The organism is Sporosarcina sp. E16_3 (genome assembly GCF_017347125.1).
Taxonomy (GTDB): domain Bacteria; phylum Bacillota; class Bacilli; order Bacillales_A; family Planococcaceae; genus Sporosarcina.
Window position 1 is genome coordinate 482,850 of the sequence record NZ_JADPRX010000001.1, and the last position, 19,049, is coordinate 501,898.

Consider the following 19,049-nt stretch of genomic DNA (forward strand, 5'->3'; position numbering starts at 1 on the left):
ATCTCTTAGTTTTTTTTACATACAAAAAAACGACCAATCTCCACCGTTGGAGTTTTGACCGTTTTTTCCACCTAAGTTGAGTAAACCTATCTCAGGGTTGCGTTACTATTTTCTTTATTATGATACTTTTTCTTGATATCTGTTGATCAACACATCTAATTCTTGACTACATGCCACGACAAGAGGATGTGTAAATCCGAAAGTTTTCGCACGTCTATACATCACTTTTCTTTTAATCCCAATTTGTAACAACAACGCCTTTTCATTTAGTAGCCTTTTCACAAATCTTCCTCCATATAATATAATCCGCTTCAAATTATGCAGTTTTTATCTAGTAGGTTCAGAAGCGACTAGTACATCGTATAACAATCTATTTAAAAATTATGTCGTATTAAGGCAAGATTACGCTTATTCATAAATTTGTCACATATTGCAGGAATATAAGTCGTAATAGTTGATTTTCAAGGCTCCGAACACTTTTTTATTTTTTAATAGTTTCAACAAAAAGGTTTACTCCAAATTCAGCTGGGTATAGATAGATTACAAGGTGAAACAACCTGAAGAAGAAATTCGTAGACGAGTAACCTACCCATAACTTCTAAGGATGAAGTGCACAACCTTGGCGGAAAAATTGCTTTACTGGCGACTAGTTACACGCTATGAGAAACACCTAATTTAGATTTAGGTTGCATATCACTTAGTTACTTTTCCAGTTGTATTGATTGATGACTAAGGCATTAACCAAGTAATTTCGGTTAATCACGATGTGTTAGACCAGGCAAGCGTTACGTTTTTTGTTTAAGTGCAAATTAACTTCTGACAGCTTTGTCGAAAGTGGCGACGCGCATCAGCATCACCAAACTGCAAGATGAATAGTAAATAATCATCAGTAAAAACGGTTTGTGATATTGAAAAAAACAAGTTTTCCGAGTGCACCCCTTACACAGGGGAACGAAAAAGCGTGGTCCTTTATGGATCATGCTTTTTTCGTCTTTATACTACTTCTTCACGACGCATACGAATTGAATTCGTTTTTCAAGCCATATTAAAGTGGAATACACTTATTGAAATGGAGGGTTTATTATGAGAAAAGATAATCCAAAAGGAAACACCAACAAATCAGTATCATTGCCACCTATATCGAACCAACAAAAATCAAAATCGAATACCATGAAAGAAGAAATTTCACTTGAACTAGCCGAACTCGGAAACCTAAATCCGAAGCATGAACCAATGACACAAAACAACAGACAAAAGAGTGAATCTGAAAAGACTTACAAGTAATAGAAGAAATTAAACAGGGTAGCTACTAAGAACCACTAGGAATCACCAATCCTAGTGGTTTTTTTCGAACACCCTACGGTAAAAATAAAAGCGTTGAGGAAATCCCATCAATATGTTCCTTATCTGCCCATAAAACAAAGTAATTATAGGTAATTCCATCAATCATTATCGGAGTTGGATAATGTGCAATAAAAGCTGCCTGCCCATTCATGTCAGCCGGTTGATTGGCAGAAGGTAAAATGGTACAAGACTGTTCATATGGATTCTGTGATTTTATTATTCGAGGCGCTGAACCATAGGGCATTAATTTTTGAAAAGCTTCGTTATGGCATACCTTGTCAATCGAATCTGCTCCAAAAAGAGCTGAAATTTGAAAAAAGCCATCATCGCCTTCGTATCTTTCATCGTTTACCTTATGCCAACTTGAAGGATATTGAAAGTTAACGCCAAATGTCTCATTCGTAAATTCTGCTTTTGACAAATCCATAACCGGAGTTGGCGACCATTGCACGGCCGTTATAGGCACCCCATCTATGAGACGAATCGGGACAGGATGGGTTAGATCAAGCACCCACAGTTCATTCGCAAATTCTTGCCCTTTACAACCAGTAAGGTATGCAATTTTTCTTCCGTCAGGTGACCAGGTAACTGGCGTCGAAAAGCAATTCGAAATCGCCCATATCCGATCATCATACCCAAGACGTTCCACAGTTCTTATTTGTGAAGAATAGCCTCTGTCATCAGATGCGGTTGCACTATACGCAATTCGTAAAGAATCAGGTGACCATTCCGGGAAATAGTTTTTGCCATCTGGTCCCCCTTTCACCTCATGGACAGCACCTGTCGTAAGCTCCACAGTGTAAATAATTGAAACACTTGCGCCTGGTGTTGTATAAAGAACAAACCGACCATCCGGCGATAGACGCGCGTCATGAAGAGGACCATCTGTATTTTTAGTAATTTGCTGTTTAGCTGTTCCGTTTATCCCACTTCGGAACAGCTGACTAATACCGGATGCATCCCGGGCTTGAAACAATAATTCCGTGCCACTTGGAAACCAGCTGACATCGGATGCGCCGGGTTGCCTGAGAGCCTTCGCTACATGTAGCGTGGCATTATACAACATGATTGTTCCTCGGGCCACATAAGCCAAACTTGAACTATTTGGAGACCAGTCGAGACTGAAATCTCCCCCTTCTTCCAACTGATCTATACCAGCAATTAAACCCGTCGCGGCATAAATAACATAAATAATTCTATCCTTCCCCACAAATGCGATTCGGCTGCTATCAGGCGACCAAATTGGTTGCGATCGTGCATCACCTAAACCATTTGTAAGCTTCCTATTTTCCCCAGTCCGCGGATTATACACCCAAATATCGTACTGCCCGCCTCGACTTGATGTGTAAGCAATAAATCCTTGATCACCGGTTGGAGCGTAAGGAATAACTAATTTCATTCCGGGAATAATGGCTGTGGTTGGCAGTTCGTTGACAGTTAGTAAATACTTAGGGTTGTTTTGTCCACCTGTTGTCACATTGAAACGCTTGGCAATCTGAACCAACGTATCCCTAGGTTGAACGATGTAATAAGAAACGCCGGGCGGTATTTCAAGTAACTGCCCTACCCGTATGGCATAAGGTGGCCTAAGCCTATTTTTTTCGACAATCAAAGTAACTGGAACACCAAACTTTTGGGAAATCCGATACACAGAATCTCCCGTTTTCACACGGTATCTAGTGACGCCTGGTGGAATTGACAGCTGTTGCCCGACAGAGATTCTATACGGAGACGTTAAATTATTTGCGGCAATAAGGGATTTCACTGGAAGTTCCCACCGCTTAGCTATGTTATTTAATGTGTCACCAGTCCGAACTACGTAAAAAAGTTGCATCGTTACCACATCCCTTCCTCTTGACAACATCGTAGTTTACCGAGTTGATATGACCCTAATCCCATAACTCTACCCACCCTATGTTATTCGTCTAGCGGGCGGTGTGTTCTAACTTAAGGTCTTATGTAATGAATGAATGAATGCAATATGTATCTAGTTGGCACTTAACAAGTGGAATGTTCTTCCTACACCGCTTTGTCGCTTGGTGATAACCTAACGCTAGATTTGTCCGTTATACTGGTGAGGTATACCACCTAGTTAATTCTAAATAAGTAGCGCCAAATATATAGAACAAAAACACGAACTGCTCTTTTAATAAAGAGCAGTTCGTGTTTCCAATTTCACTTATTTACTTTTCAAAGATTTGGTGAATCACATCATTCGGCTTGCTGTTATTTAGGTTTTTGTAAATGCAGCTTGCTGGTTTTTCTCGCAACGTTTCAGCGAAGGCGTTTGCTAAATCGGCTTCACCCGACACATGGATTTCTTGCCAGCCGCGTTCTTTCTTCAGTGTTCCGATGATTTCACCCATGCCTTTGTAGAACCTCTGCAGATTTTCTCTCAGGCGTGGTTCAATTGCGTCGCCTTTTGAGCTTCCCATTCCTACATTATGGGCAGCAGAAGCCTTACTCCTTTCCCCCCACCCTTCCAAATTCGGGTCGAAATCATAGGAGAAATCGGCAAGGATAGCTCCCATTGATGTGTCTAAGATACGCACTTCCCCAAAGCTCGGTAAAATAATTCCCGCTTCCGGATACGCTTTGTACATATACTCCATTTCTTCAGTCACCGGGTGATTCTCCCAGTGGAAGCTGGTTTTCACTGGGACCTGAACATAGTGAACCGACCATAGTTCTGGGTCAACTGATGCAAAAATCACGACACCTTTGCTTAAATCATTCTTATTATCCTCGACTTCTTTTGCGACTTTTTTCTTTAGTTCATTAAATGCTTTCAATTCATTTTCATCATCCGAAGCCGTCAAATATTCATCAATTCGCTTCAAACCACTCTTCAAATGAATTCTCCACGCGCCATTTAATTGCTCTGGATCACCTGGATTGGTGTTTAAATAGACACTCAATACACAACGGTTATCACAGTGAAAGTCTTTTAAGGTTTGAAGTTCTTTGCTTATTGACATAATTTCATTACCCTCCTTGAGTTTTGATTCGTTACTAGCATACCCACGCACGTCTAGTCTAAAACGAATCATGAAGGATACTGTCTACATAAGACACCATGTTTAATTAACAGCACCAAAACTCACGAAAATCATAATGAATCATTCTCTATTTATTCACTACGTTCAGCTTTCCACTCTTCCTTAATCTCAAGACCAATTTTAGATGCAGCATCTTCATTCATTACAAATTTCAAGTTTTTTGGAACTTGAACAGGCAATTCGGAGGGCTTGCTTTCTCCTCTTAAGATTTTCACTGCCATTTGACCTGTTTCATAGCCAAGATCATGGTAATTAAAGCCGTATGCTGCCAAACCGCCTCGTTTCACGGAATCTAGCTCACCAACCATCATTGGTAGTTTATTTTCATACGCAGCTGACGTTACAGTTTCAAGCGCCGAAACAACCGTGTTATCTTTAATGATATACATTGAATCGACTTTACCAATCAATGAGTCCACAGCTTGTTTCACATCCGCTGAAGTAGCAACAGACGCTTCAACAATAGTTATATCCATATCTTGTGCTAATACTTTTGCCTTATCCATTTGAGCACGTGCATTTTGTTCTCCAGAATTAAAAATCATACCTACATTTTTCGCACCTAATTCTTCTTTCAAGAACTTCAGTGTCTGCGGAATTACATCAGGATGCAAATCAATTGTGCCCGTCACATTACCTCCCGGGTTTTCCAATGATTCCACTAATTCAGCACCAACGGCATCCGTGACTGACGTAAAAACGATTGGAATTTCTTGAGTCGCACTTGCTACAGCTTGTGCACTGGGTGTCGAATTTGCAAAAATCAAATCTACACCCGAGTTAACCAGGTTTGTAGCAATCGTTGTGTTAGCACTATTGTCATTTTGTGCATTCTGCACTATATATTCCACGTCAAGCCCTGCATCTTCCAATGCCTGTTTAAAGCCATCATAAGCAGCATTCAATGAGGGATGTTCTACGATTTGCGTGACACCTATTTTATACTTCTTTGTGTCCTCATTAGTACTTGATTCCTTTTTCTCTCCGTCTCCACATGCCGCAAGAAGTAATACAGCACTAAAAATAACCACCTTTATCCAGTTGTTTCCCATTCCATTTCCCCCTTTAGTTAATTAAATCTGCTTATTTTGTAAAAATTTGATTCTAAATGATAATTTTTCATAATGCTACACCGACTGTGATTGATAGTCAATGATGTTCCAAACATTTAGAATACTTAAGCGCTTACATTCGCGTTATTCTCATTGGATAGTCCCCAGCATGTCCAATTTGGACCCAAGCGAAGGCGTAATTCAATTTAGAGGCCTTCCAATTGTTTTGTAATCGCCCTTTTTAACCAATACAAAAAGAACCTACGAAAAAGTTAGTCCTTTTTCATAGGTTCTTCATAATTATTCTATACGGTAGTTTAGTTCAATTCTTAAGTCATCATTTTCGGTTGTCTTTGTGCCAATACCGGTTCTTGACAATCAATTTCTTCACCCGTTTCAATATCAATGAACGTACTTGTTTCATTAAACCAGCAATCGGGCGCTTTGTGTCCCCAGAATGTTTGGCGAAGTGGATCATTTAAATCCCAGCGTTTCGGTTTTAAATCTGGGTCGCATGTTAAATAATCACCCGTGTAAAGTTCAATGCGGTGGCCATCTGGATCTCTCAAATAGAGAAAGAAAGCATTGGATAATCCATGGCGGCCAGGTCCTCGTTCAATTGAATCTGCATAACCCATACTCGCTAAGACATCACAGCAATCAAGGACGCTTAGCCGATCTGTCAGTGAGTAAGCAAAATGATGCAATTTTGGACCTGGACCACTCATGAATGCTTGGTCATGAACAGTCGGCTTTCGATACAGCCATGCTGCCCACAAGTCTCCCTCTTCCGTTTCCGTATACTCTGAACATGAGAATCCTAAATCATGGACATAAAAATCATAGGCTTTCTGAACATTAGGTACTGCACAGTTTACGTGGTCAATTCGCTGAATTTTAGCCCCTCGATAAAGATCATAGCGCTGCAGCATGCGGTCAACGGTGGCCATTTCTGCAAAAAACTCTAATGGTATGCCTGAGATATCATGCACTCGAAGAGCTCTTCCAATTGCATGTTGTACCCCTTTCGCCATCCATTTTGTTTTCAGACCTTGTGAGATGAAAAGCTTTTCAATTTCATCGAGATCCTGTTCTTTTTCCACCTTATAACTAAGTACTTCAACAACAGCTTTGTCTGCTTTTTTCAATAGTAAGCTGTGATGTGAATGTTCTTCTAAACCTCTTAAGTAAATATGATTTTCATCACTTTCTGTTTCAATCATGCCTAATCCATCAACATAGAACTCACGAGACACTTGCAAATCTACTACATGAAGAACGGTTCTGGCGATTCGAATGATTGAAAAGTCCATCGTGTACACCATACCCCCCTATATTTTCCCGAACTGCTGAATATGATGATCAGCAATTGAAACGTGAATAATTTTCTGTTCAGTATAAAAATCGAAGCCGTAATGTCCACCTTCACGACCAATCCCAGAGGATTTTGAACCACCAAAAGGCGTTCTCAGGTCACGAACGTTTTGAGCATTCACCCAAAGCATTCCTGCCTCAACTTTATGCGCAACGCGGTGACCCCGTTTAATATCGTTCGTCCATACATAACCCGCAAGTCCGTAATCGACGCCATTTGCCAGCTTAATAACCTCATCCTCATCTTTAAATGTCATCACGGTTAGTACTGGACCAAAAATTTCTTCTTGTGCAATGCGCATGTTATTTTCAGCATTTAGGATTAGCGTCGGTGCCACAAAGTTCCCTTTAACTAATTCAATTGGGATGTCTCCAGCAATCACTTCGGTACCTTCTTCTTTTGCAATTTCTAAATAACTTTTGACCTTCCTATAATGCCCTTTATCGATCAGCGGCCCCACCTCCGTATCTGCGTCGAGCGGGTCACCAACTTTAATATGCGCAACACGTATCTTTAATGCATCAATAAATTTATCTTTGATCCCTTCTTGGACAAACAAGCGTGAGTTCGCAGTACATCGTTCGCCATTAAAAGAGTAAATTCCCCAGACACAAGCATCCAATGCACGATCGAAATCAGCATCTTCAAAGACGATAATTGGAGATTTCCCGCCAAGTTCCATCGAGCAACTTTTTAGTGTATCGGCACTATTTTTAATGATCGTTGAACCCGTCGTTGTTTCGCCTGTGAATGAAATAAGCTGGACATCAGGATGCTTAACTAGCGCATCCCCTGCTGTTTCGCCGTAGCCGTGAACAACGTTGAAAACACCTTTCGGAAGATTAGCTTTATGAATCACATCAGCTAATAGATTTGCCGAAAGTGGAGAAAGTTCTGCTGGCTTTAAAACAACAGTATTACCTGTCGCAAGTGCTGGTGCAACTTTCCATGTTTCTAACATGAAGGGAGCATTCCAGGGTGTGATCAATCCTGCAACTCCTACAGGCGCATGAATTGTGTAGTTAATAAATTCATCATCTACTTGATAGGCATCTCCAACAAGACGACTTTCTACCATTCGGGCATAAAATCTAAAGTTTTCAGAAGCACGGCTAACCATATTTCGAGTTTGGCTAATTGGAAGTCCCGTATCAAGTGATTCCAAGTAAGCGATTTTCTCTATTTCTTCGTCAATCAAATCAGCAATTCGATAAATGTAGGCCATTCTTTTTTTTAGTTTCATCGTTTTCCATGGTCCATGATCAAAGGCTTCTCGCGCAGCTGCTACCGCTTTATTAATATCAGCAGTCTTCCCTTCAGCCACTTCATTAATTTGTTCATTGGTAAACGGATTCATATTTTTGATCGTGGTCCCGCTTAAAGCAGGAGTGAACTCTCCATTTATATAGTGTGAAATATTCTCTTGTCTTTCATGTTTGTAAGAAGCTGACTTGTGGGTTGATATCATACTTATCACCTATTTTCTTATTAGTATTTTACAGTGATTTCTATCGGCAAAATAGCAAGTTCAATAAGTGATTCTCGAACTTCTTGTTGGATTGCAGCTGATGGTAAGCCTAAAGGTAAGCGAAGCTTCGGCGTAATTTTCCCCATCAGCCCAAGTGCTACTTTAACCGGTGCTGGATTGGTATCTTTGAAAAGTGCATCATTTAATGGCATTAATTCGAAGTGAAGATCTTGTGCTCTAGCAACGTCTCCTGCAACCCACGCATTGTAAAGTTCTGCAACTTTTATTGGCTCAACGTTTGCTGTAGCACTTATGAATCCAGCACCGCCAATTGCAAGCATTGGGTAGCAAAGCAGTTCGATTCCTGAGAACAATAGGAAGTCTCTTCCACAATTTAGAAGCACGCGATTTACATGTTCAAAGTCTTTGTTTGCTTCTTTAACACCGATAATATTCGGGCAATCCTCAACTAAGCGTTTCATCGTGCTAACTTCCATATTGACGGCAGATCGACCTGGTATATTGTAAATAATGATTGGCGTTGTAACTGAATCCGCAACCGTTTTAAAGTGTTGATAAAGTGCTTCCTGGTTCGGCCTATTGTAGTAAGGTACGATAACCATTGCAGCATCTGCACCTAGTTCTTCTGCATATTTCGTTAACTCCATTGTTTCATCATGATTGGTAGAACCTGTGCCAGGTGCAAAAAACACACGTCCGGCTATCGTTTCTTTTGCTAGTTCCATCACTCGTTTTCTTTCAGCAATCGTCAAAGAACTCGGTTCACCACTTGTTCCTGTAACAGAAATCCCATGACTTCCGCTGTCAATTTGCCAATTAATCAAGTCAGTAAATGCTTTTTCATCGATTGCACCACTTTCAGTAAAGGGTGTAACGACAGGACAAATTGAACCTCTTAACTTCTTTTTAGCTTCTTCATATGCCACTAAAACCCACTCCTCTTAAATTAGTAACTATATGCATTGAAGTATGGAACTCCATAGAATTCACTGCGGCGCTAGGGGATGCCTCCCGCCCTAAGCCAAGTAGCTTTGCCGCCAGTCTTAGGGCTTCGGCTCCCCCTTGAGAGGCGCCTTCGCATAGTTTATATAGGTAGACATTTATTCGATTGATATTAAAATACTATGCCAGCTTCTATTTTCGTTTTATTTAAAAAGTTTGTAACCATGTCTTTATAAGGTTGCTTATCAAATCCATCATAATAAGCATTCGACATTCTCACAGGATCTCCAAAGAAATAATATTCATAGAGCGCTTGTCGGTTACCGAACGCACTAATGGAAATATCCCATGCTAAGCGGAATAGCTGTACTTTTTCCTCGCCATTAATAGTTGCACCTTGTGTGTAACGATGAACTAACGGCCCAACATCCGTATTGCTAAAGTCTGCTTCAGTTGGTAGCGCCATCAATCCTGAAGCACCTAGAATTTTAATGATTTCATTCATACGCTGATACATTTTCGGGAACCAGTTACGTGCTGCATTTAACGGTTCAAAATCTGGCGTCATATTGCCGTATTGATCAATTTTTGCATTGTGCTCAGATTTATATAAATGAGAACGCATCACTTCTAAAATCACCATGATTTCACTTGCTTTTTCTTTAACATGCATGAATTTATCAATACCAATCGCTTCCATCATACTAATGACAACACCCAGAATGAACTCGGTTTTTACGACGTTTTTAGCAATAACTTGATGCGTCATATGTATAACCGCATTTGTCTCGGTATACGTACGATTACATATATCAGTACTTTCACTTACAAAAACTCTTTCCCATGGAACAAACACATCTTCAAACGAAATGATTGCATCACTCTCATCAAACCTAGCACCTAGTGGGTGATCCCATTTGCTTTTACCATAGTCGAAGGATTCACGGGATAGGAATTTTAACCCTTTTGTATTATTTGGGATTGCAAATGCAAATGCGAAGGGGTCATCTGTAGTACCTGGCGTTCTATTTATAGTGGAAGGGAATACGACGAGCTCATCAGTGATACCACCTAATGTTGCCAAGAGACGACAACCATTGACAATAATTCCGTCTGAAGTCTTTTTCGTAATACGTGCGGAGAGAAATGGATCTTTTTGCTCTGCTTGCGTTAGCATCGACCTGTTTACCTGTGGATGAATTAATGTGTGGGTTAAGCTAATGTCATTTTCACGTGCATATTCATAGTAATCTGCTGCATTTTTTGCAAATTGATCGCTTCCGCCACCCTCTTGCGCAAAAAATTGACTTGCTGTACCAATGGCCATAATACTTGTGTTCAGATAGTCTGGTGAACGCCCCATCATGCCTCCGGAAAAAGTTGCCCATTCGGTATGCATTTCACGTCTCTTAAACAAATCTTCTTTTGTTTTAGGAGCGATGAAGGATAGTCCAACTTTTTTCCCGGATGTCGGTGACGTATAGAGCATTTTTTCCGGCTTCTCATGTTGTAAATCATACAGACCTGCAACGCTCTCCACTACATTTTTAAATGCTGGATGAATGGTAACGTCGTCTACTTTTTCACCATGGATCCATACTTCCGTATTCCGTTCTTTAATACCTTCTATATATTCTTTCCCCGTTCGTGCGCCCATTCTATTCCCTCCTAGTTTTGGATAAAGTCGTATTCCAATATGACAAGCGACATTTTCAGTTCATTATATTTGTATTGACATAAAGATTTCCCATTGAATCCGCTGCGGCGCTTGGGGATGCCTCCCGCCCTAAGCCAAGCAGCTTCGCCGCCAGTCTTATGGCTTCGGCTACCCCTGTAGGGCGCCTACGCTCAATTTTCATAGATAAGGCAATAACTAGTACAATGAAAAAAATGCATTGTTCCAGTTATTGACACCGCACACTGAAGAGAAAAGGCAACACCAAACAATCTCCAAAAGCGCAAGAACTTAAATAATTCATATGTGCAGCAAATATAGTCATTTCTTACTTCTTATTTAGAATTAACTAGGTGGCGAACACCTCTACCTGTATAACGAACAAATATAGCGAAGAAGCGACACTAATGAAAGGCAGCCCAATAGCGCCGCGTCCTGCGGCAAAGGCTGCACACCCGCATCCTGCAGGCGCCGGAGCAATAAGACCGACAGTGTTCTTCTGGCGGGCTTATTGCGTAAGGCCATCACCAAGCGACTAAGCGGTGTTGGAAGAACATGCCACTTGTTAAGTACCGTCTATATAGTCATTTCTTAATTCTTTTTAAACCTCGCATGAATATTATTTTGCTTATAAGTACCCGCTTCACTAAATTCGATTAATTCCATTGACAATGCTAAATAACGCTTGGCCATCACTAGTGAGAAATGTTCTTTCATCACTTCAAATAGCGCATCACAAACCTCTTTCTTTATTTCTTCCGAACGTCCAGCCCCAATTTTCAACACGGCATGTACAAAAGCATCATCCTCAACACCATCTGCCACCCTATACTCTTTTAATTCAATCGCTCTTGAGCGAATTCCCCCTATCGGGAAAATCGTATCGCGTGCAATCAAGACTTTATGAATCTCTTCAAATAGCTTAGCAATATTTGCATCATTTTTAATATTATCCGTGTACTCTACAATAAAATGTGGCAAGCAGATTCTTCTCCTTTTCACACTATCGATTTATAAAAGATTCATCTCCGATAATGGTATTTACCAAACGTCCGATTCCCTCAACTTCCGTAACGACAACATCGCCAACAGCTGTATCGACAGATCCTTTGGGCGTACCTGTAAGGATGACATCATTTTCACTCAACGTCATAAAGCTACTTAAATACGCAATAAGAGCCGGGATATCAAAGATCATATCCGCCGTCGTTCCTTCTTGAACGAGTTCGTTATTGACATGCGTCGTCAATTTTAAATTCATTGGGTCGGCAACATCTACCGCATCGACAATCCACGGGCCGAATGGCGTACCCAAATCACGATTTTTCACGCGCAAATTGGGACGGTAATAGTTCTCTAAATAATCTCTAATTGCATAATCGTTCGCGACACTATAGCCTTTTACATAATTGTAGGCGTCTTCTTTTTTGACATTTCGAGCTGACTCGCCAATGATGACGGCCAACTCACACTCATAATGCATATAAATAACATCCGCGGGGCGACGCGTATAGGCTTGGTGTCCGATAAAGGTATTCGGTCCTTTTAAAAAGACAAGAGGTTCAGATGGCGCGGCAAATGCAAGTTCTGCTGCATGATCCGCATAGTTAAGCCCTAGCGCAAATACCGTTCGTGGCTCTATCGGCGTTAGCCAAGTTACTTTGCTCTCTTCAACTAATCGACCATCATTTAATTTGAGTTGCCCATCCCATTCAATTGCTTCATGAATGGCGCCCCCATATGCTATTCGTGCTTTTCTCATATTGTCCCGCTCCATTTGAATTCTTTTTCATCTACAATAACGTTGTCTAAACTGCCAATACCCGCAATTTCAACTCGGATTTTATCGCCTATCACGGCTTGGGGTGCATCTTCAGGGACCCCTACGAGTAACACATCACCAGGATTTAACGTCATGAACTCGGTTACATCCGCGAGTAAACGAGTGACCGAACGAATCAAATTCGATGTAGAATTTTCCTGCTGAAGTTTATCATTGATGAATACGCGGATCGTTAAATCATCCGGGTTATCCACTTCTTGACGATCGATAATCCATGGCCCGATAGGACAAAACCCATCACGTGCTTTTTGCTGAACAGCTGGACGGTATACGCTATCATGTGGCACGCTGACATCGTTGACAATCGTATAGCCCGCCACATAAGTCAGCGCATTTTCTTCATCCACAGCGACGGCTTGCTTTCCTATGACCAACCCAAGAGCCGCCCCCATTTCCAGCCTTGATATCCCAGCCGGCATAGGGATTGCTGCACCATAACGGTTGAAGGTATTTGCCGGTTTTATATAAAGAACAGGAGCAATCGGGGGTGAATTATATGGTTTTTCATTTACAGTATCGCCCAGTCTATCAAGTGCTCCCTTATAGTTCAAAAGCGTACCAAAAACTGTTCCTGTAATCGGGGTGTCAAACTGTATGTCATTGGCACTTAATACGCTGTCCTTTATCGTGATGGTATTCGTAACTATATTCACATCCACTGCAACTAATTCATGTGCCCCTAACACTTTGATCCTTGCCCTGCTCATACGTTCCACTCCTTTGCTACGCATAACCGAATAGAAATTAGTACACGGATAACAATGCTTTGTCGCTCGTTAACTTTTCGCCGCGAATGCGTTGGAATTCATCCATCAGTTTAGGTATGGTTAATTTCCTCTTCTCATCGGCCTCTATTTGCAAAATGATTTGCCCTTTATCCATCATAATAAGCCTGTTCCCTAGGTCGAGCGCTTGCTGCATATTATGGGTAATCATCAGCGTTGTAAGTTGATCCTTTTCAACAAGTTGCTTTGTTAATTTTGTAATTAATTCGGCTCGTGCTGGATCTAGTGCAGCTGTGTGTTCATCAAGAAGCAAAATAGATGGTTGTGTAAAGGTAGCCATCAACAGTGAAAGTGCTTGCCTCTCTCCGCCAGAAAGCATTCCTACTTTTGCATTCAATCGGTTTTCAAGATTTAAATGAAGGGTTTCAAGAGATTCACGGAACAATTCACGACGTTTCTTATCAACGGCTTTTTTTAATACACGTTTTTTGTTTCGTGAATAGGCCATAGCCAAGTTTTCCTCAATTGTCATTGCAGGAGCTGTCCCCGCCATGGGATCTTGAAATACCCTTCCAATCATTTGTGAGCGCTTGTATTCAGGCATTCTTGTAACATCATTAGTAGCAATTTCAATTACACCAAAATCAGGAGAAAGAGCGCCTGAAATCATATTCAACATCGTCGATTTTCCGGCACCGTTGCTTCCAATCACAGTCATAAAATCTCCTGGATTTAATGTCAGATTAATTTGATCCAAAGCAACTTTTTCATCAGGTGTTGCTTCATTAAATAATTTATTAATCTGACTGAGCTTTAGCAACGGGATTCCCCCCCTTCATTTGCAACTGTTCATGCTCTATTAGCCGCTCAGCATGGCGTTTAGCTTTTCTATTTTTTTCTCGCTTCTTTTCAAAGCACTGCGGTAAAATCAATGCACCAATTACAATAACAGCTGTAATTAATTTCATATCACCCGTATCGAGAAAGTCCACTCTAAGTGCAAGGCCAAGTACAATTCTATAAATAATGGCTCCTGCAATGACAGCAAATGTCGTTCGCATTATCGTTTTCGTACCGAAAATTGCTTCACCAATAATAACGGAAGCTAGCCCGATGATAATCATTCCGATTCCCATTCCTATGTCAGCAAACTTTGAGTACTGGGCAATCAGTGCTCCGGAAAAGGCAACGAGTGCATTTGAAAAGCCAAGACCTACAATAACGAGTGTGTCTGTATTAGCTGATAAACTACGAATCATTTTCTTGTTATCACCGGTAGCCCTTATCGCAAGACCGACTTCGGTTTTCAAAAACCAATCGACGACAAATTTAATGAGCAAAACGATAATAATCATGATGAACAATGTACCCCAGGTTGAAGGCAAGTGTTGGAATCCCAGCATGCTAAAAAAATTATTAATTGACGTGTCGATTCCTAAAGGGCTCCAAAATGTTTTGAACTGAACAAACAATGTTTCGGCATTTAATAAAGGTATATTCGGACGACCGATGGAATTGGCAGACGTCAGTCCCATTATGCGTAAATTTATGGAATACAAGGCAATCATCATTAATATTCCAGATAGAAGTGCATTGATTTTTCCTTTTGTGTGCAGGAGGCCAGTTACGCACCCAGCAAGAAAACCGATAACAATGGCTACTGCTGTAGCAGCCACCGGATGATATCCGAAGATAATCATCGTGGCAGCAACCCCAGCTCCTGTAACAAAACTTCCGTCAACCGTTAAATCTGGAAAATCCAAAACTCGGAATGAAATATACACGCCAAGTGCCATAATTGCATAGATGATCCCTTGCTCTACAGAGCCAAATACAGCTGAAAACATGTAGAATCACCCTCCTATTTACTCACTAAACTCAGCTTTCCATTCGTCTTTAATGTCGAGCCCTAGAGTAGATGCCGTGCCTTTATTCATAATCAATTTTAATTTTTGTGGAATTTGAACGGGTAAGTCAGCTGGTTTTCTTTCACCTTTCAGGATTTTTACAGCCATTTGTCCTGCTTCATAACCGATGTCAAAGTATTCAAAGCCATATGCTGCTAAGCCACCTCGTTTTACAGAGTCAAATTCACCAACCATCATTGGTATTTTATTGTCATTCGCCACTGAAATGACGGATTCAAGTGCAGAAACAACTGTGTTATCTGTGATGATATACATGGAATCTACTTTACCAAGCAGTGATTCAGTCGCTTGTTTCACATCTGCGGATGTAGAAACCGATGCTTCGACAACAGTCATATCCATATCTTTCAACATTTCTTTTACGGCATCTACTTGGGCGCGGGAGTTTTGCTCACCAGAGTTAAACACCATTCCAACATTTTTCGCTCCCAATTCGTCTTTAAGGAACTTCATTGTTTTTGTGATTGCATCAGGATGCGCATCAATTGTCCCCGTTACATTACCTCCCGGACTTTCCATAGAGTCAACGAGTTCTGCCCCAACCGCATCTGTTACTGAAGTGAATATGATTGGAATTTCCGAAGTAGCGCTGGCAGCGGCTTGAGCACTAGGAGTTGAGTTTGCGAATATTAAATCAACATCCGCACTGACAAGATTCGTCGCGATTGTCGTGTTGGCACTGTTATCGCCTTGGGCTATTTGAACATCATATTCCGCATCAATTCCCGCATCCTCTAAAGCCTTTTTGAAACCATCAAAAGCTGCATTTAGTGATGGATGTTCTACAATTTGGCTAACGCCTATTTTATATTTCTTCGAGGAAGTTGCGTTATTCTTAACTTTTCCATCTCCGCATGCCGCAAGTAGTAATACAGCGCTGAAAATAACAGCCAATACTTTTTTCGAACCTTTCTTCATTATAATTCCCCCTTTTAAAATACGTTTAGATCGTTGACAAGTCTTTCTCTTTTACCGGCGCGGCATGAATCGCTTGTCCGATTAGCCCCTCTACCGCTTCAAGCAGTCCTTCATTGAATCCCGGATGTGCATAGTGCGGGAATTTAATATCTTCTTCTTTCGCAGCCATTTCAAGCAACTGTACAAACGAACCCGACATTTCAACGGCCCCTTCACCAATCATATGAATGCCTTGAATGATTTCAGTTGTTGCATCAGAAATAACTTTAATAAACCCTTCTTTTTTACCAGTAATTGTTGCATAACCGTTGCCGCCAAGCGCAAATTGACTGACTCGAACGTCCAACCCGAAGTCGCGCGCACGTTGTTCCGTAAGCCCCACAGAAACGATTGGTGGAATCGTATGCGCAATAACCGGCATAAATGTCAGATCGACTTCTGTTTGGTGTCCTGCAATTGATGCCACAGCAGTTTTTCCTTGTTTGATCGCTTTCACCGCAAGCACTGGCCCCCCCGTTACATCACCAATTGCATATATAGTAGGAATCGATGATTGCATATTTCCGTCTACCTTTACGAAACCCTCGTCTGTAAGTACAATTCCGAACCGGCTTATGCCGAGAGCCTCTAAATTGGGTCTTCTAGTTCCAGAAACGAATAGATGTGATCCACTTATTGTCTCTTCTACGTTTTTATCCGTTTGAAACGTTAGTGTAATTCCATCCTTTGTTTCATTTGTTGCTATGAATTCAAGTTCTTTATGGATTTTCAATTTACGTTTTTTAAATAAACGATTTAATTCCTTATTAATGGATTCATCAAATGGAAAAACTGCTTGATCATCAATCACGATACTGACTTGTGCTCCCAATGCGGCAAAACTTGAAGCGGCTTCAAGTGCGATATAATCATGACCTCTTACAATAAGATGTTCGGGTATCTCTTCCAATTGAAATAGCTCATGTGGAAATAGAATTCTTTCCCCTTTTTTTTGATTTGTAGATGGCATAATCGGGGAACTTCCTGTCGCGATTATGACTTGCTCAAATTCAAAAATATCGAATTGATGGCCATTTTCTACGCCTATTCTATCTACTGCGAGGAAAGTAACTTTGCCACGGATTATTTCAATTTTATTTTCATTGCATAGTCTTTCCACGCCGGACCTGAGCTGATCGATAACTTTGGTTTTATAGGAAACTAGCTTTTTGATATCGAATAGGTTATCGAATGTCCCCATTCCAAGGTCTTGCAAATGGGCTATTTCTGAACGTTTTCCTGCTGCATGTGTAAAGATTTTAGATGGTATGCATCCTTCATTTAGACAAACACCGCCCATTTCGGCTTGTTCAATTAACGTCACCGAGAGACCAAGTTGTGCACCACGTATGGCGGCAGAGTAGCCGCCTGGTCCCCCTCCAATGATAATGAGATTTCTTTCCTGACTGATTTCCCCAACAACCATTTCAAATCATCTCCATCATCAGCTTGTGAGGCTGTTCAATTAGGCTTGCAAAGCGATTCGTAAATGCAATAGCTGTCGCGCCGTCAGCAACACGATGGTCAAATGCCATGGACAGTGTCATGATATGACCAATAACGATTTCATCATGCTCATTGACAATTGGTTGTTTTTTCGTTTTGTGAAAAGCAATAAGGGCTGTTTCAGGGTAGTTGATAATTGGTGTTGCACCTGTACTACCAAGGGGTCCTACATTGCTCACTGTAAATGTACTATTTTGCATTTCAAACGGTCGTAATTTACCAGCGATCGCTTTTGCTGTTAACTCTTTGACGTCTTTGTTAATTTCTTTGATTGATTTCTTATCGACATCATGGATAACAGGGACAAGTAAACCGCTTTCTGTGTTTGTCGCGATACCGATATGATAGTTTTTCTTGAGTAGTATCCGACTATTTTCTTCATCGAGTTCAGCATTAAATATCGGGAAATCCTTTAATGAAATAACAAGTGCTTTAATAAGAAATGCTGACACACTGACTGATTCACCAGCGGCCTTCAATTGCCCTCTCATTTTAACTAAATTCGTCATATTGACTTCATCAAAATGAGTAACATGCGGAATTGTAAAAAGTGATTTCGTCATTTTTTCAGCGATTTTTTTTCGGATCCCTCTAAAAGGTATTTCATCAGGAATCTCCTGGCAAACCACTGCCTGCTGACTATCCTTCTTTGGTTCCGTGTCAGTTTGTTGTCCTTTTAAGAATCGGAAAATATCGTCTTCGGTTATTCTTCCAGAGGGATCACTAGCTTGGACATCCTCAATATTGATGTTGTTGTCGCGTGCGATTTTGCGTGTATAGGGTGCAGCAAGTACTCGATTAAAAGGCATGTGAGGGGATTTTTCCTCTAGTTTGATTGACGGGATTGCTATCTTCTTTGCAATTCGCTTCGTTTCTTCGTGTGATTTTTGGTCTGTCCGAATGGCTTCATCTATTTCAATGTAAAGTAGACTTGTTCCGACCTGAACGGTTTCACCTACTTCAATACGAATTTCTTTCACAATACCTGAGCAGGGTGAAGTAAGTTCTGCGACCATTTTGTCTGTTTGTACTTCGACAAGTGGCTGATCCGTCATCACTGAATCTCCAACTTTGACTAAGTAATGAATCACTTCCCCTTCGGTCATCCCTTCTCCGATATCATGTAACTTTACTTCGAGCATTCCATTTCCTCC

17 protein-coding genes are annotated in these 19,049 nt (G+C 40.9%); 1 reads left to right on the forward strand and 16 read right to left on the reverse strand.

Annotation, left to right across the window (positions count from 1 at the left end; genetic code table 11):
* Nucleotides 1-117: 117 nt before the first annotated feature.
* Nucleotides 118-282 (reverse strand): Spo0E family sporulation regulatory protein-aspartic acid phosphatase, encoded by a 165-nt coding sequence (locus tag I2483_RS02410; RefSeq protein WP_207173610.1) that lies wholly within the window; start codon nt 280-282, stop codon nt 118-120.
* Between the two features lie 801 nt (nt 283-1,083).
* Here I2483_RS02410 and I2483_RS02415 point away from each other — a divergent pair.
* A complete protein-coding gene (locus I2483_RS02415; RefSeq protein WP_186671016.1) occupies nt 1,084-1,284 on the forward strand; it encodes a hypothetical protein in 201 nt (66 codons plus the stop codon).
* 73 nt (nt 1,285-1,357) lie between these two features.
* On the opposite strand, the gene I2483_RS02420 is transcribed toward I2483_RS02415, so the two are convergent.
* From I2483_RS02420 to I2483_RS02490, 15 genes are all read right to left on the reverse strand, one after another.
* Nucleotides 1,358-3,178, reverse strand: a complete 1,821-nt coding sequence (locus I2483_RS02420) for a LysM peptidoglycan-binding domain-containing protein (protein ID WP_207173614.1) — start codon at nt 3,176-3,178, stop codon at nt 1,358-1,360.
* A 349-nt stretch (nt 3,179-3,527) separates the two neighbouring features.
* On the reverse strand, nt 3,528-4,322 hold the full coding sequence (locus I2483_RS02425) for a VLRF1 family aeRF1-type release factor (RefSeq protein ID WP_207173615.1): 795 nt from the start codon (nt 4,320-4,322) through the stop codon (nt 3,528-3,530).
* 152 nt (nt 4,323-4,474) lie between these two features.
* On the reverse strand, nt 4,475-5,455 hold the full coding sequence (locus I2483_RS02430; RefSeq protein WP_207173617.1) for an ABC transporter substrate-binding protein: 981 nt from the start codon (nt 5,453-5,455) through the stop codon (nt 4,475-4,477).
* Nucleotides 5,456-5,784: 329 nt separating this feature from the next.
* Nucleotides 5,785-6,768 (reverse strand): 3,4-dihydroxyphenylacetate 2,3-dioxygenase, encoded by a 984-nt coding sequence (gene hpaD / locus I2483_RS02435; RefSeq protein WP_207173742.1) that lies wholly within the window; start codon nt 6,766-6,768, stop codon nt 5,785-5,787.
* 18 nt (nt 6,769-6,786) lie between these two features.
* Nucleotides 6,787-8,298 (reverse strand): 5-carboxymethyl-2-hydroxymuconate semialdehyde dehydrogenase, encoded by a 1,512-nt coding sequence (gene hpaE, locus I2483_RS02440; RefSeq protein ID WP_207173619.1) that lies wholly within the window; start codon nt 8,296-8,298, stop codon nt 6,787-6,789.
* Nucleotides 8,299-8,318: 20 nt separating this feature from the next.
* A complete protein-coding gene (gene hpaI / locus I2483_RS02445; protein ID WP_207173621.1) occupies nt 8,319-9,245 on the reverse strand; it encodes a 2,4-dihydroxyhept-2-ene-1,7-dioic acid aldolase in 927 nt (308 codons plus the stop codon).
* Between the two features lie 188 nt (nt 9,246-9,433).
* Nucleotides 9,434-10,918: a 4-hydroxyphenylacetate 3-monooxygenase, oxygenase component gene (gene hpaB, locus I2483_RS02450; RefSeq protein WP_207173623.1), complete on the reverse strand. Its 1,485-nt coding sequence runs from the start codon at nt 10,916-10,918 to the stop codon at nt 9,434-9,436.
* 609 nt (nt 10,919-11,527) lie between these two features.
* Entirely contained in the window at nt 11,528-11,917 is a 390-nt protein-coding gene (locus I2483_RS02455; RefSeq protein WP_207173624.1) for a 5-carboxymethyl-2-hydroxymuconate Delta-isomerase, read from the reverse strand.
* A gap of 22 nt (nt 11,918-11,939) precedes the next feature.
* Nucleotides 11,940-12,698: a fumarylacetoacetate hydrolase family protein gene (locus I2483_RS02460; RefSeq protein WP_207173626.1), complete on the reverse strand. Its 759-nt coding sequence runs from the start codon at nt 12,696-12,698 to the stop codon at nt 11,940-11,942.
* A complete protein-coding gene (locus tag I2483_RS02465; protein WP_207173628.1) occupies nt 12,695-13,486 on the reverse strand; it encodes a fumarylacetoacetate hydrolase family protein in 792 nt (263 codons plus the stop codon). Before I2483_RS02465 ends, I2483_RS02460 begins: the two co-directional genes overlap by 4 nt.
* A gap of 37 nt (nt 13,487-13,523) precedes the next feature.
* Nucleotides 13,524-14,324, reverse strand: a complete 801-nt coding sequence (locus tag I2483_RS02470) for an ABC transporter ATP-binding protein (protein WP_207173631.1) — start codon at nt 14,322-14,324, stop codon at nt 13,524-13,526.
* Nucleotides 14,302-15,351, reverse strand: coding sequence for an ABC transporter permease (locus I2483_RS02475; protein WP_207173632.1), 1,050 nt, complete (start codon nt 15,349-15,351; stop codon nt 14,302-14,304). The genes I2483_RS02470 and I2483_RS02475 overlap by 23 nt, the downstream gene beginning before the upstream one ends.
* An 18-nt stretch (nt 15,352-15,369) precedes the next feature.
* Nucleotides 15,370-16,350 carry an ABC transporter substrate-binding protein gene (locus I2483_RS02480; protein WP_207173633.1) on the reverse strand — a complete coding sequence of 327 codons (981 nt, stop codon included), beginning with the start codon at nt 16,348-16,350 and terminating at the stop codon, nt 15,370-15,372.
* Nucleotides 16,351-16,375: 25 nt separating this feature from the next.
* Nucleotides 16,376-17,815, reverse strand: coding sequence for a dihydrolipoyl dehydrogenase family protein (locus tag I2483_RS02485; RefSeq protein WP_207173634.1), 1,440 nt, complete (start codon nt 17,813-17,815; stop codon nt 16,376-16,378).
* Between the two features lies 1 nt (nt 17,816).
* Nucleotides 17,817-19,037, reverse strand: coding sequence for a dihydrolipoamide acetyltransferase family protein (locus I2483_RS02490; RefSeq protein WP_207173635.1), 1,221 nt, complete (start codon nt 19,035-19,037; stop codon nt 17,817-17,819).
* Between the last annotated feature and the right edge of the window lie 12 nt (nt 19,038-19,049).

Excerpts from the sequence above, each read along its gene's own strand:
- I2483_RS02425 (WP_207173615.1), bottom strand. The coding sequence starts at position 4,322 with ATGTCAATAAGCAAAGAACTTCAAACCTTAAAAGACTTTCACTGTGAT.
- hpaB (WP_207173623.1), bottom strand. The coding sequence starts at position 10,918 with ATGGGCGCACGAACGGGGAAAGAATATATAGAAGGTATTAAAGAACGG.
- hpaE (WP_207173619.1), bottom strand. The coding sequence starts at position 8,298 with ATGATATCAACCCACAAGTCAGCTTCTTACAAACATGAAAGACAAGAG.
- I2483_RS02480 (WP_207173633.1), bottom strand. The coding sequence starts at position 16,350 with ATGAAGAAAGGTTCGAAAAAAGTATTGGCTGTTATTTTCAGCGCTGTA.
- I2483_RS02430 (WP_207173617.1), bottom strand. The coding sequence starts at position 5,455 with ATGGGAAACAACTGGATAAAGGTGGTTATTTTTAGTGCTGTATTACTT.
- I2483_RS02475 (WP_207173632.1), bottom strand. The coding sequence starts at position 15,351 with ATGTTTTCAGCTGTATTTGGCTCTGTAGAGCAAGGGATCATCTATGCA.
- I2483_RS02420 (WP_207173614.1), bottom strand. The coding sequence starts at position 3,178 with ATGCAACTTTTTTACGTAGTTCGGACTGGTGACACATTAAATAACATA.
- I2483_RS02460 (WP_207173626.1), bottom strand. The coding sequence starts at position 12,698 with ATGAGAAAAGCACGAATAGCATATGGGGGCGCCATTCATGAAGCAATT.
- I2483_RS02490 (WP_207173635.1), bottom strand. The coding sequence starts at position 19,037 with ATGCTCGAAGTAAAGTTACATGATATCGGAGAAGGGATGACCGAAGGG.
- I2483_RS02465 (WP_207173628.1), bottom strand. The coding sequence starts at position 13,486 with ATGAGCAGGGCAAGGATCAAAGTGTTAGGGGCACATGAATTAGTTGCA.
- I2483_RS02415 (WP_186671016.1), top strand. The coding sequence starts at position 1,084 with ATGAGAAAAGATAATCCAAAAGGAAACACCAACAAATCAGTATCATTG.
- I2483_RS02485 (WP_207173634.1), bottom strand. The coding sequence starts at position 17,815 with ATGGTTGTTGGGGAAATCAGTCAGGAAAGAAATCTCATTATCATTGGA.
- hpaD (WP_207173742.1), bottom strand. The coding sequence starts at position 6,768 with ATGGACTTTTCAATCATTCGAATCGCCAGAACCGTTCTTCATGTAGTA.